The organism is Lelliottia sp. SL45, from assembly GCF_026672535.1.
Taxonomy (GTDB): domain Bacteria; phylum Pseudomonadota; class Gammaproteobacteria; order Enterobacterales; family Enterobacteriaceae; genus Enterobacter; species Enterobacter nimipressuralis.
In genome coordinates, this window is the sequence record NZ_JAPPRH010000003.1 from 2,659,152 (window position 1) to 2,672,853 (window position 13,702).

Genomic DNA, 13,702 nt, shown 5'->3' on the forward strand with positions numbered 1-13,702 from the left:
AACTTAGAACTCGTAGCCGACGGAAACTTTGAAGGTACGCGGCTCGCCCTGGAACAGGTAAGTTCCGGAATCGTCCACGCTTGCCCAGTAGTTTTCGTCCGTCACGTTGTCGATACCGGCACGCACGGTCATTTGATTCTGGTTATGGTTTACCGCGAAGCGATAGCGCATGCCCAGATCCAACGTGGTGTAGCTGTCGAGTTTTTTGCTGTTCGCCAGATCCGCGTACTGAGAGCCGGAGTGGTTCACGCGCGCGGTCGCCGTCAGGCCGTCGATCGGTTTGATGTCATATTCCGCCCCCAGCACCGCATAGAAATTCGGTACGCCGATGACCTTGTTGCCCTGATTGAGGCCGTTGTTGGTTTTGGTCATTTCTGCCTGCAGCCAGGTGGCGCTGGCATTCAGACGCATTCCCAGCATCGGCTCGCCGAACACGTTCAGCTCCACGCCGCGGTTACGCTGCTCGGCATCCAGACCGTAGTGTTTGGTCACGCTGTCGAGGATCGCCGACGGCATTTTGATTTCGAACAGGGCCAAAGAACCGCCCACGCGTCCGAAGTCTGCTTTCACACCCACTTCGTTCTGCTTCGAGTGAACAATCCCGGTGCTTTGCCCGTAGTTAGTCGCGGTGTCTGGCGCGGTTTTACCCGGCTGCAGCGCTTCGGTGTGGTTAGCGTAGAGCGAAAGTTCGTCCCACGGTTTGTAGACCACGCCGTAGGTTGGCATCCAGCGGCTGCCGTCAAAGCCATCGGCGTCGTTTTCCGCACCGGTGATTTTGTTGTATCCGCGAATCACCACTTTTTGATGGCGCGCGCCAGCGGTAAACAAGAGTTTGTCGTCGAGTACGCCAAGGGTATCGCTGAGCAACCAGCCCTGAGTGCGGGTGCGGCCGCTGGTCAACGGATCGCTATAGTTACCGCCGGAGCCATTGAAGTTGCTGCTGTCAGGTTTATCCACGCCGGTATTGTGATAGATGTTGGTGATCGGGTTATCCGCTGCCGCCGACATCTTCCACGCGATTTTTTCGTTTTTGGTCATTGCGGAGTAGCCCACGTTGACCTTGTGCGACACGAAACCGGTATCGAAGTTACCGCGAATGCCTGCCATGCCGCTCACGGCGTCGCTGATGCGATTGGTATCCAGACGTGTTGCCGTGGCGTTACCGCTCTTATCCATCAGCTTCGCGCCGCTGTACAGCCCCTCTTCGTGGGCGTGCTGCGCACCCAGTCCGGTGTAAGCCGTCCAGCTATCGGTGATGTCGTACTCGCTGCGCCACATGCCGAATTCGTTTTCGATATTGCTGTAGGCCCATTTCTGCGAGTAGTTACGATCGTTTTTCGGTGGCGTCGGCACGAAATCGACCCCGGAAATGTTGACGCCCGTTTCGCTGCCATGGAAAGTTTTCTTCTGATAGCCCATGTCCAGTGAGGTGCGGAAGTTGTCACTTTTGAAATCCAGCCCGGTAGAGAGCAGCGTGGTGCGACGGCGGTCGTTGGCAACCGGTGCTTCGCCTTCGCGGTGGACCAGGTTCACGCGTGCGCCAAACTGGTCACTCTCCCCGAAGCGCCGACCGGCGTCCAGCGTGGTGCCAATCTGCGAATCAGAAGTGTAATCGACGCCAATTTTGGCCTGCGGCGTGTCGCCCGCGTGTTTTGGCTCAAGGTTGATCATCCCGCCGACGCCGGAGCTTGCCGCGCCGTTCATCAGGGAGTTGGCACCTTTGAAGATCTCAATACGATCAACCATCTGCGTATCGACCACCTGACGCGGCAGCACGCCGGAGAGTCCGCCAAAAGTCATGTCGTCGCCGTCGAATTTCAGGCCGCGAATGCGATAGCTTTCCGCACTGTTGCCGTAGCCCTGCACCGACTGCACGCCCGCATCGTTGGCGACCACATCGGCAATGGTTTTGGCCTGCTGATCTTCCACCAGCTTCGAGGTGTAGCTGATGATGTTAAAAGGCACGTCCATCGCGTTCTGCTGGCCGAGCATCCCCATGCGGCCACCGTTGGCGACCTGTCCGTCAAGGAAGGCGGGCACCAGCTGATCGCCGCCCGGTTTGAAATCGCTGGCCGGCGCAGACTGCACCACGAGGGTCTCTTCTTTTGGGGTCTCCGCCGCAAAGGCGGAGTGCGTAACCGCGCCGATGGCGAGCGCCAGCAGCGTTTTGTTCATTCTGGTGTTGTTCATGATTAACTCGTTCAACATACGCGCAAAATGGCCCGTCGCCGGGCCTGATAATTTATAAGAGGTTTATTTCAGTGAAATTCTGACAACGCTGTCCGGTCCGTTCGTGGAGTGGTCTTTGTTGAACGCCTGTTTGACGGTGACGTACAGCGTCTGGCCATCTTCCGACAGCAGCAGGCTGTTTGGATTCGGAGGCAGATCCCAGCTCTGTTTGACGGCATAGGTCGTGGCATCCAGGCTCAGCAGTTTTCCGCTTTCGCGCTGGGTAATGTACAGCTCGTTGCGTTTAGCGTTGAATTTCACCGCCAGCGAATCGCCCACATCGAGCTGCTTAATCACTTCGCCGGTGTGGATATCCAGCACCAGCGTGGTTTTGGCTTTGGAGTTATCGGTCACGAACAGGCGACCCGTGGCCTTGTCTTCTGCCAGGTTAAGCAGCAGCGCCGGTTTGTCGCCGAGCGGTTTCCAGCGTTTTTCGATGCGATTGTTGCGCGGATTGATAATCAGGATTTCGCCGCCGCCGTTAGCCACGTATATGCGCTGAGTCTGCTCAGACCACAGCAGCCCCGTCACCCACTGCCCGGCATTTTTGATGGTTTTTTTCAGCTTGAGCGTTTCGGCATCCACCACCCAGACCACTGCCGGATCGGCGACACCGCCGATGTAAAGGGTGCCGTCATGGAGCAGCACCTGGCGCGCCCCGTACGGGAAACCTTCTTTGTTGCGTTCGGTGAACAGCAGACGATTTTTCACTTTGCCGTCCGCGGTGCTGATGGCGCTGATGCCGCCGTCCAGCGAGTTGGTTGCATAGACGGTGCTGCCATCCTTTGATATCGCCAGCGCAAAGTTTTTCAGATCCGTATGGCTGCGGCCAATGGTTTTGAGCGTAGTGGGATCGAGTTTGTAGATCACCCCGCCCTGCACGTCCTTAAACCCTTCGGCGCTTGCGACATACAGCGCATCGCCTTTCGGACTGAGCACCATTTCGTATAAGCCGTCGGCCAGTTCACGCTTCACCACGCCGGTTTCAGCAGGCGCGGTTACGGCGGTGTGGGCTTCAGGGGCAGGTTTGGCGGCATGCTGCGCGGCGCAGCCGGAAAGAGAGGCAGCCACAAGCAGCGCCAGCGCGGACAATTTTTTTGTCATCAGGAACATCCTTTACCGTTCAAAAAGAGAATCAGGCGGGAAACTGCGTCGCATGCTGCTGTGCGATTAAGGTTGTTTTACAGGCTGTGAGGCCAGTGCAGAGTCCACCGTTAACACTCAGTGTTCCGTGTGAGATCTGCGCTCACTGTTGATGCGGGAATCGTCCGTCGCTGCCCACAAACACTAAAGAGAATGAGAACTATACTCATTATCTTTATATGATCAAGCGTAAAAATGGACAACAAGATAAAACAAGCAGGGATGAGAGAGCGTTAGGTCACCTCATCTACTCTTTTGCGCAATAAATAACAGGGGCGTTTCTGTAGATAATGAAATAGCTGGAGGCGTTCGCCGGCGTTATCTGAACTTTAAGGCCGCGATCGCGCAGACGGAAAAAGTCCGGGACATCCAACCTGAAGGCTTCATTTCTTTTTGGGCGTCCACTGGTGTCGCTGGACACCATAATAATATCCCCCGCTTCTCGCCAGTAATTAAACGCAATTTTATTACTGACTTCGACAGGTGGCTGGCCTTTCTGGGTATATTCCCCGGACGTTGCATAGCTACCCTCCCCGTTCATAAATGAATAATCCATCATGACGTCGAGAAGATAATTATCGTCTACCACTGTTACATGCGCTTCGCAGCTGAAGTGATTACGCTGGTAATGAATATACCACGCATAAAGCAAGGGTGCGGCAATGGCCAGACCGATAAACGTCCAGCGCAGCGTTATTTTATTCATCATCATGATTCTGCGGCCTGTAAATAATGGAATCACACTGCGCATTATTGTCCTTTAGCGGACGGTCACAAATAATGACCGAATGAGCCTGCTGGGAAAAACTGCTGGTCATCCACAGTACCCCTCCGGGTTTGCACTGAATGGGATAGCGTTTCGCCAGCCCCGCCAGCATTTCACTGGTTTTCTCTTTATCCCGCCAGGATGAATATACGTCACACCCGTTAAATTGACTCACCGACTGATAATGCGTCAGAGAGGACTTATCCTCTTTAATCAGAAAGTACGATATCGCGCAGGAGAGCAGAAAAAGAATGCCTGCCACCCCATAGGAAAGCTTTGCCGGGAAAAAAGGGGGTTTGCGAATCACCTCAGAAACAGCCACCGCCGTAACCTCTGCAACGGGATATTCTTCGGGTAAAACCGAAACCAGCGCCGTTGTCTGCGGGCGAATAAACTCGTCCAGTACCCCTTCGCGCAGCTGGGCAATCGACTTAAATCCCTCTTTAGGCAGGGTCTTAATGATGTTTTCTTCCAACCCCGCAAATTTCAGCGCCTTGCGGATTTGGGAAATGGTCTGGTAAAGGGCATTGGTACTGACAATCGCCCCCTGTTTCTCCCAAATGGAGGCAAACAGAACCCGCTGCGTCACGACCTGGTTGTTGTTTTCAAGGAGTAAAAGCAGGCACTCGCTCACCGGGCCATGAAGCGTGGTAGCCCTCTGGGGATACCCGTCCAGCGGGCCGAGACGCCGCAAATCAGGTTCAAACAGCAAGGTATCGTTGATGACGTACACTTTTTTCATGGTGCGATCGATAGTTGACATAGAAAACCTGATTCAGAATTTAGTTATTATATATCAGTAGGTTGAAATAAACACCTTCATGCAAAAAACCGCTCTTCGCTCGCGCCTTAAGCCTCTTAATCAGTATAAATCATATAACTTCACTCACGTTTTTGTCAGGCAATTCTTAAAGTTGTGGCATCGGAAACCCATGGATGAAGGAATCGTGATCATCGACACTCACAATCAGCCATTGATGCTTGAAAACCAGAAAACTTCGCGACTTTATGTTGAGTGGTTGATTCATTACGCGTTTTTAGCATTAATCTCCAGAAATCATAAAAAACAAGGTGCATAGCACTACAGATGCAACTTATGTAAATAGAAACTCTATAAACAAATCGTCAACACAGGGTTTCTTATAGCGCATAGGGTTGTGTATTGGAAAGCACGAACGGCATACATATAATCCACCTTATAAAATGTATGGTTTATTAGAAAAGTGTATTTCCAGCGGCGTATGTCAGGTTGACTCTAATGCAGGAATAAAGAGATGGGCTATCGTCTATATGGCTTTATGATTGGTGATGAAATTCACTTCGATATTACAAATCGCAGACTGTACCGACTTACCGGTAGTCACAACGATAAAAGTGTGGCGTTTGCATCAATCTATTTTAACGAAACAATGTTACGGCTTTTCCTATATTTGCTGGAACATGGTCGTAAGAAAGTTATCGCCAAAGAAGAGTTGTTCGAAAAGATCTGGGAGGACAATAACCTCAGTCCTTCGACCCAGCGTTTATGGCAAGTGCTTCATAACCTGAACAACAAACTGAATCTTCTTGGATTACCCGAGGACTTTATTCGCAATATCAGAGGGCATGGTTACATCATTAATTACCAGGATGTCGTCCCCGTATATTATAGAATGAGCGAACTCCCTGCTCACTCTGTTAAAAAAGAGGAGAAGTCTGATCCCCTGAGTGAGTGATGTCAACTCAGCGGTTTTGCCCTTCGTACCTGAGTGCAAAGGGCTTTTTTTTACTTCTTCAGTTTCATGTTTTGCATTCCATTAATGATGGCAACATAGCTAAAAATATTGTCGCTCGGTAAAAACCGGCCCGGGAAAAATAGATGAGTGTAATGAATCGTTTTCAAAATTTAAAAGTCAGCCGAAAACTCTTGTTCGGCTTTTCGACTATTTTATTGGTGACACTGGCCATTCTGCTGTCGGGAATGCTGGGGATGGTGAGCATTCAGGATCGCGTCGAGAAAAATGAACATACCACCGGCCTGTTTAACGCACTGTCTGCCGTGCGACTGGCCCGTCTGAACTATCTGTATACGCAGGATCAGACGTATCTCGATCAGACCAACGATGCCGCCCAGACGATGCAGGATATGATCGCCCGGCTGGAAACTTACACCTGGACGCCTGAGGGAAAAGTTTCCGTGGATAATACGGACGCTGCGGTGAAAAACTACATCGCGTCCCTGACGCCGTTTACCAAAGCGGCGAGCGAAAAAACGGACAGCGAGCGCAAACTCAATACGCAATCCCTGTGCGATAACTCTGAAATCGCATCGAAATTAAGCCGCAGCGCGGCGTTAACTCCACAGCAGACGCTGGTTGCGTCCCAGGTGGCCTTCATCCTGAGCGATATTGACTCCCAGGTCTCTCTCTATAAGCAGCACCCGACAGAGGCGGCAAAGCAAAACGTCCTGACGCGTCTGGACGCGGCCAAAAACGGGATAACAGAGATGCTGCAGTTTGTGCCGGAAGATCAAAACGCCTGGCTGAACAGCACTCTTAAAGATATGCAGGCAATCGCTGCAGAACTCGACCACTACAAAGTTGTGTGGGCAGAGCAATCGACCCTCTCAGACACCCTGACAGATAAAGCAGAGACACTGATTGAGACCATTCAGTCGATGTTCGCCAGACAGCAACAGAAAGTGGTTGAGACCGTTGATGGCGTCCGGCTACAGATGAGCATTGTGGCTGCCATTGGCATTGCCCTTGGCCTGCTGCTGGCAATGGGGATCACCGCATCGATCACCCGTCCGCTGAACGAAACCTTGCGCGTCGCAGAGCAAATCGCCAAAGGCGATCTCACCAGTACGTTGACCAGCACGCGTCATGACGAACCTGGGCTGCTGATGCAGGCCGTTTCAACCATGAACGAAAACCTGAAAAGCATTATTAATGACGTGCGCGAAGGGGTGGAAAGCGTGGCCCGCTCCTCCACGGAAATCGCCGCAGGCAATATGGATTTATCTTCACGCACCGAGCAGCAGTCTGCTGCCGTGGTGGAGACCGCAGCCAGCATGGAAGAGCTGACCTCCACCGTCGCGCTGAATGCGGAAAACGCTAACCAGGCGCGCCTGCTGGCGGAAGAAGCGTCGCAAAATGCCAGCGAAGGCAGCCTGATTTCGCAGAAAGTGATCGATACCATGAAAAATGTGCGACTCAGCTCGCACCGTATTTCTGAGATCACCACGGTGATTAACAGTATCGCTTTTCAGACCAACATTCTGGCGCTCAATGCCGCTGTGGAAGCCGCACGCGCGGGCGATCAGGGGAAAGGTTTTGCGGTTGTCGCCGCCGAAGTGCGCACCCTGGCGCAACGCAGCGCGCAGTCGGCAAAAGAGATTGAGAACCTGATCCACGAATCCGCCGTTCACGTCGATACCGGTTTTAACCTGGTGGAAGGCGCCGGTGCCGCAATGTTCAAAATTGAAAAATCGGTAGCGCAGGTGCGCGATATCATGAGTGAAATCGCGACCGCGACGGACGAACAGAGCCGTGGGATTTCGCAGATTGCGCAGGCGATGGCCGAGATGGATACCACTACGCAGCAGAACGCCGCGCTGGTTGAAGAATCTTCCGCTGCGGCCAGTTCGCTGGAAGATCAGGCCGTGCAGCTAGAGAAAGTGGTGTCGATCTTCCGTGTATCGAATATCCCACGCCAGCTTAAGGAGAGCCGTCCGGCAGGCAAAGGGCATGTTATTGCGCTGGCCCCCGGCAAAAAAGAGAGCGTCAGCGACGAGGACGACTGGGTGAAATTCTAATCCAGCCAGTGATTCCCCCTTCTCGTCAGGTAAACCTTCCCGGTTTGCCTGACGAAAACGCGATAAAAGTGACCTATGGAAAACACCCTTAAAAAAGATCCTACGTTTCTCAACGGGCTGGGATCATCGTTGATCCGCGGTCTGTCACGCTTTAAAACGATCCCCGCCCGGCCTGGGTTGAAAACCCTGAAAACGGCCATCGCGCAAAAGCAAATCACCCCTGTTTATCAGCCGTTTATCAACGCGCAGACCGGGAAAATCGCGGGCATCGAAGTCCTCGCCCGCTGGCGGCATCCCACTTATGGCGATGTTTCTCCCGACGTGTTTATCCCGCTGGCAGAGCAACACGGCCTGATTATTTCGCTGACCCATCAGCTTATCCAGCAGGTGATTGCCGATCTCGAACACCCGATTCAGCACTTCCCGGTGGGAACTTATATTTGCATTAATATCAGCGCGCAAAATTGTCTCGATCCGAATTTCGAGATCGACACCTGCGAGCTGTTAAAGAAATGCGTCGCGAATCAGATTCAGGTGGTGATGGAAATCACCGAGAGACATCCGCTGCATTTCACCCCGCAGCTGAGTAACTGGTTTGCTGCCCTGCGGCGCGCCAACATCTCTGTCGCGCTGGATGACTTTGGCACCGGTTATTCGAACCTGTCCTATATTTCTGCCCTGAATCCAGAATTCATCAAGATCGATAAAATGTTTATCAGCCAGATTGGCGTCAGTGCCGATACACGGCTCGTGGACAGCATGATTGCGCTGGCCAAAAACATGCATCTGAAGATTATTGCCGAAGGGGTGGAAACACAGGTACAGGCGAACTATCTGCGTGCTAAACAGATCGACTTCTTGCAGGGGTTTTATTTTTGCCGACCGCTACCGGTGGAGGAGTTGCTTAACGTGGTGATGGCGTGAGTAACAGCGACTTAATGGTACGCCCTGTAGGATTCGAACCTACGACCTACGGCTTAGAAGGCCGTTGCTCTATCCAACTGAGCTAAGGGCGCACGGAGAAGCGTGCACTTGCGGTGTGAAACGCCTGGAATTATACGGTCAATGGCTAGTGAGTCAATGCCTTTTAGCGCAATCGCCTGCCTTCTCACCATCCCCCTGTTTATCCCTCGCCAATACGTCTGTTTTTTCGACATTCCTCTCATTTTTCTGCCACTTGATGACTCTACGAAAAGGCTTAACGCCGTTTAAGTAACGCCTGGTATTTTCTGCCGACCATCGCTCTCACACTAGCCTCCGGTATCCCGGCGCCGAGGAGCCGGAAGATAACAGGACAGTGTAGTGACCTCCCCATTCCCGCTTAACCATTCCGGCTTGCCAGAATGCGATCTCCCCCCACTGCGTAGCGTCTCGCCAGAGATTATCGGCATCAAGCTGGAGCCTATCGTGGCCCTCTCCTCTTCGCGTGTGGTCGGGCGCGAAGTGCTTAGCCTTCTCGCCTCCCCTGAGCAAAGTGAAGCGTTTTTTCAGCAACAGTCGGTGAAACAGTCGCTTAGGCTGCTTGAACTGCAGCTCGCCATGTTAAAAAACACACTTTACGCTAAAAACCTTTTTATCAACCTGCCGATAACCGTATTGAGTGACCCAGAATCCTTCGCCCGAATCCTGCCGCTGCTTAACGCCGGCCAGAATATTGAAATTGTCGAACCCAGCGCACTCTTCAGACTTCCGGCTCCCATGCGTGAGCGCGTCACTCGCCACTGGCGGATACTCGTCGAACGCGGATGCCATCTCTGGCTTGATGACGTAAACACGGCTTCTGTTCGTCCATTTTTAGGCTGTCGTTTACCGTTATGTGGCGTCAAGATCGATAAGATGGCGTTCTGGCGGAAAAAAGGCTCGCCTGCGCTAGCCCAGCTGGTAAATCTCTGCGCACAGGTCGCCAGCAATGTGCTGATTGAAGGTATTGAGTCAAACAGGGATCGGGAGTACGCGCTGCAGGCAGGAGCGGGATTCGGTCAGGGATATTACTGGCCGTCTGTAGGCTGGTCTGAAGAAAAAAGGACATTAGCCTGAGAGAGAATCTATGCGCATGACCGTACGCCGCTATCGGCGTCGTCGTAAAGGAAGCGATTCGCTGGGTTTTTCACATTCGCGTTCCAGCGCCCCTTTTTTTGATCGTCTTGTTTATTTGAGTCAATCCATCAACCAGACACGCAGACCCGACGCCCCCTTTATCGTTCTCGTGACCCACGATCGTTTCCTGCATGCAGGAATTCAGCACGGCCCATCCCCCCTGAAACACTGCTGCGGATATGACACGCTTGAATCGGCCTTCAGCGCGCTGGAAAACTGGCCCTCGGCCAGACTGGTTGTCGATATGGAGAGCCGCACGATGCCGCTGATGGAGATGCTCACCACGCTTCGACGCGCCATTCTGTATCCCCCCTACACTGCCGTGAGCCTGCTGATACGCGCTGATGACTATGACGCCCGGCTGTTTTGCAAAACCAGCGGTCCCTTTGATGTGCTTGAGCGCCAGCTCCCGGCTCAGGCGCTGCAACATGCGTTAGCGACCGCCCTCCCTCCCGTGAATAATCGCCACATCTACTTTTCCAGAGAAGAGTGGTTTGTCCTGCAATATCTGACACAGGGGGAATCACTGCGAAATATTGCGCTTTTTCGCCAGCGTCCTTACAGCCGCGTGGTTTATCGTCTGGGACGAATTCTCAGTAAATTAGGGTTAAACCATCGTCAGGAATTACTGCATCTGCTGCATCGCCTTTCTGTCTCCTCTCCTGAATAACCCCTTAATTCCTAAAGACCTTTAAGAAATTACTTACGCACAATATTAAAATTATGTTTTAAATTAACATTTATGCAAAGATTACAACTATTCCTAATCCAGGATTTCTCGTGATGTTAATCTCTGCGTAGCGATCAAAAAACAGCATTTTCATCCAGAAGTTAAGTTTTAATTTCATCCGTTAAAAAGATGATAACGATGTAAAAACGTGAGTATTCAATGAGTCGCTAAAAACGCCATCCCTTGCTGGCAGCAGATCCTTCTGCAGCAGACGGCTTTTTTTGCTGAAAGGTGAACAGCACTTTCAAATGAAGGTGACGCGCGGAAAGCGGCAATAAATCTTCCGCCATGATGGCGCAGAAGATTCCGCGTACAGTGGGTGAAATGGCAACATTAAATTAACATTGAGGGGATTCTATTATTTTTTGCAATTACATAAATAGGATAATCCACATTAAGAGGAATGTCTGGTGATTTAGCCCAAATTTAAAATAATCACTTTCCGTCTCCAGAAGATCATATTAATAAGCACCCCCTGAATAATTTACAGGCTTTTCGGAGAAAACTTACACGGTATAATAAGCATGTTCCAAAGGAGAATAAGAAATACCTTTACTCTTTCCAAAATATTAATAAGCCAACGCGCTACTGCCATTTTTTCAGAATGCAAACAAGGATGCTTACGCTTTTTCCAGGGAATTACCCCCGTATAAGGATCTGCAGAATTATCCTTCCGGCTTACCAGGCACTTTTGCACAGATTGCAATTGCGCTTTCACAACCTGAGGCATAAAAAATGAAACCGGCATCCGTCATCATTATTGACGAGCACCCTATCGTCAGAATGTCAATTGAAGTCCTGCTCCAGAAAAACAAAAGCATTGAGATTAAACTCAAGTCAGGAGACAGCCATGAAGCACTCGACTACATTCGCAATCACCCTATCGATCTGGTGATCCTCGACATCGAATTACCTGGCACAGATGGGTTTTCATTGCTAAAAAGAATCAAGAACTTAGATGACAACATAAAAATTCTGTTTTTGTCTTCCAAATCAGAATCGTTTTACGCTGGCCGCGCCATGCGCGCAGGTGCAAATGGATTTGTGAGCAAAAGAAAAGATCTGAATGATATCTATAACGCCGTGGAAATGTTGCTCTCAGGATATTCGTTCTTTCCCTATGAGACCCTGAGCTTTATAAATCATCAAGGCTCACACCGGGGAGCAATAAATGACATGCCGTTATCAAACCGCGAGGTGACTGTTTTGCGTTATCTGGCCAATGGATTATCTAACAAGGAAATCGCGCAGCAATTATTACTTAGCAACAAAACAATTAGTGCGCATAAGTCCAACATCTACTCGAAATTAGGTGTGCAGACTATTGTAGAGCTGATTGATTATGCCAAAGCGCACGAGCTGCTTTAATCTGAAAGTCCTCCCTGAGACTCCAGTGAGTTTCAGGGAGGGTGTTTAGGCTTAATTATAATTAATCATAAAGGTCGCATCGGCATCTGCGCGCCCCGGCTGGGGATTATTTGCCGTAGCGATATAATTCGCATAAAAACTCAAAACTGCATTTCCCTGCTCATCAACCACCACATCCTGGCTCGCCTGCTGTAACGGCAGACGCGTTTTATCCCGATCGCGTATTTCTACCGCCACATTCGTCGCCTGACTGGCATCGTTTAAGGCCAGCAGTTCTGGGTCCTGCGGATCCGTCTTTCCAGAAAAGGTAATCGACGCCGCGCCCGGTGGGCAGCCGGTCAGCTTCAGCGTAAACGGCATCGCCTGGGTTCTGCTGCCCGTGGTGCCGAGCTGTTTGGTCGGCCAGGTGCCCAGCGTCACCGATTTGTCGCTGTCGCTCCCCTCAGCCACACAGGTAAAATCGATAATATTGCCGTACAGTTCGATATTGATTTCGCCCAGTGGGCTTGCCGCCAGCACGCCTTTCACAGGCATAAAGGCTACGGCTACAGCGGCAACTAAAATCCCTATGCGCATCGCCCTCTCCTTAATCGTAATCCACGCGAAGATATCCGCGTGAGGTGAAGCGCCCTTCGCTCGGTTTATTCCCGGTGACGCTCACCGGCCAGGCGGTGATCCCAATGACTGCCGAGGCGTTATCATCCAGGCGGAACGGGATCTTGCTGGCGAGATTATTGGGCGTCAGGGGCGTATTGTTCGTGCTGGCGACGATAAAACCGAGATCAGGATTATCAGAAACCAGCGCGTTCCCGGACACTTTTTCCGTTTCCACTCGCATAGTCAGGTAGGCGTTGGCCTCCACGTTAGTGCATTTTATGGCGATGGTCTGGGTTTTAGGCGAGACGTTCTGCGGGCGATTACCCGCCCCGGCCTGGCTAAACTGCGAGGCGCCAATATCGCCAAAATCGAATTCCACCACCTTCCCGGCGTTAATCGCACAGCTTTGCGGCACCTGAATGGTTCCGCTGTAGCTGATGGTATACACCGGGGTCGTCAGCGGGTCCGATGAGGTGGTCGTAACATAGACCCGGAACATCGTCTGACGCGGGATCTCCACCATATTGATAAACCGCCGCGTCACCTTCAGGCGAAACACCAGATTCGAGTCTTTCACCCCGAAAGGTTGATTTTTAGAGACGTTCGGGTGGCTCCCCATCTGAATAAAATTCTGCGGCGGGTAAAACACGCCAGAGTAGCTGTCGGTGATCTTCATCGCGCCATCCAGATACTCATTCAGCTTCAGATATTTGTAGCCATCAATGGTGCTGGTGATCGGGAAATCGGTCACGTAGCTGCGCTTGGTGGTGTTGCCCGATGTCCCTTTCGGGCAGACCGCGTTGACCCCCACCCACTGGGATTTCTCCGCAAGCGTGACAATCTGCCCAATCTGGTTATTGGAACTATTAAACTTATCCGTCAGATCGTAATAGATATCCGTCGGCACACCGTTTTCGTTAGCACAGACAGTGGCCAGCGCCTGCGTGACAGGAAGCATTACCAGCAGCGCGGCCAT

General features: G+C 51.6%; 12 protein-coding genes and 1 tRNA gene. 6 read left to right on the top strand and 7 right to left on the bottom strand.

Annotated elements, in window-relative coordinates:
* Positions 1–3: 3 nt before the first annotated feature.
* The 4 genes from OVA10_RS19000 to OVA10_RS19015 form a co-directional block, all read right to left on the bottom strand.
* Positions 4–2,190: a TonB-dependent receptor gene (locus OVA10_RS19000; protein ID WP_123429331.1), complete on the bottom strand. Its 2,187-nt coding sequence runs from the start codon at positions 2,188–2,190 to the stop codon at positions 4–6.
* A gap of 63 nt (positions 2,191–2,253) precedes the next feature.
* Entirely contained in the window at positions 2,254–3,333 is a 1,080-nt protein-coding gene (locus tag OVA10_RS19005; protein WP_123429332.1) for a YncE family protein, read from the bottom strand.
* A 286-nt stretch (positions 3,334–3,619) separates the two neighbouring features.
* Positions 3,620–4,084 carry a hypothetical protein gene (locus tag OVA10_RS19010; RefSeq protein ID WP_142503642.1) on the bottom strand — a complete coding sequence of 155 codons (465 nt, stop codon included), beginning with the start codon at positions 4,082–4,084 and terminating at the stop codon, positions 3,620–3,622.
* A complete protein-coding gene (locus OVA10_RS19015) occupies positions 4,071–4,901 on the bottom strand; it encodes a transcriptional regulator (protein ID WP_181827441.1) in 831 nt (276 codons plus the stop codon). Before OVA10_RS19015 ends, OVA10_RS19010 begins: the two co-directional genes overlap by 14 nt.
* Positions 4,902–5,412: 511 nt before the next feature.
* Here OVA10_RS19015 and OVA10_RS19020 point away from each other — a divergent pair.
* The 3 genes from OVA10_RS19020 (at position 5,413) to OVA10_RS19030 (ending at position 8,858) form a co-directional block, all read left to right on the top strand.
* On the top strand, positions 5,413–5,853 hold the full coding sequence (locus OVA10_RS19020) for a winged helix-turn-helix domain-containing protein (protein ID WP_102104243.1): 441 nt from the start codon (positions 5,413–5,415) through the stop codon (positions 5,851–5,853).
* 152 nt (positions 5,854–6,005) lie between these two features.
* The gene (locus OVA10_RS19025; protein WP_268196617.1) at positions 6,006–7,934 is read left to right on the top strand and encodes a methyl-accepting chemotaxis protein; all 1,929 of its coding nucleotides are present in this window, start codon (positions 6,006–6,008) and stop codon (positions 7,932–7,934) included.
* A 75-nt stretch (positions 7,935–8,009) separates the two neighbouring features.
* On the top strand, positions 8,010–8,858 hold the full coding sequence (locus OVA10_RS19030; RefSeq protein ID WP_268196618.1) for an EAL domain-containing protein: 849 nt from the start codon (positions 8,010–8,012) through the stop codon (positions 8,856–8,858).
* Between the two features lie 15 nt (positions 8,859–8,873).
* Here OVA10_RS19030 and OVA10_RS19035 read toward each other — a convergent pair.
* Positions 8,874–8,950: transfer RNA gene (locus OVA10_RS19035), tRNA-Arg, on the bottom strand.
* 286 nt (positions 8,951–9,236) lie between these two features.
* Here OVA10_RS19035 and OVA10_RS19040 point away from each other — a divergent pair.
* From OVA10_RS19040 to fimZ, 3 genes are all read left to right on the top strand, one after another.
* The gene (locus OVA10_RS19040; protein ID WP_268196619.1) at positions 9,237–9,971 is read left to right on the top strand and encodes an EAL domain-containing protein; all 735 of its coding nucleotides are present in this window, start codon (positions 9,237–9,239) and stop codon (positions 9,969–9,971) included.
* A 10-nt stretch (positions 9,972–9,981) separates the two neighbouring features.
* Entirely contained in the window at positions 9,982–10,701 is a 720-nt protein-coding gene (locus OVA10_RS19045) for a helix-turn-helix transcriptional regulator (RefSeq protein WP_181827438.1), read from the top strand.
* A 795-nt stretch (positions 10,702–11,496) separates the two neighbouring features.
* Positions 11,497–12,129 (top strand): fimbria biosynthesis transcriptional regulator FimZ, encoded by a 633-nt coding sequence (fimZ, locus tag OVA10_RS19050; RefSeq protein ID WP_100777328.1) that lies wholly within the window; start codon positions 11,497–11,499, stop codon positions 12,127–12,129.
* A gap of 51 nt (positions 12,130–12,180) precedes the next feature.
* Here fimZ and sfmF read toward each other — a convergent pair whose 3' ends face one another.
* Complete coding sequence (gene sfmF / locus OVA10_RS19055) at positions 12,181–12,663, bottom strand: fimbria assembly protein (RefSeq protein ID WP_260617652.1); 483 nt, start codon at positions 12,661–12,663, stop codon at positions 12,181–12,183.
* A 52-nt stretch (positions 12,664–12,715) separates the two neighbouring features.
* Positions 12,716–13,702, bottom strand: coding sequence for a type 1 fimbria D-mannose specific adhesin FimH (gene fimH / locus OVA10_RS19060; RefSeq protein WP_268196915.1), 987 nt, complete (start codon positions 13,700–13,702; stop codon positions 12,716–12,718).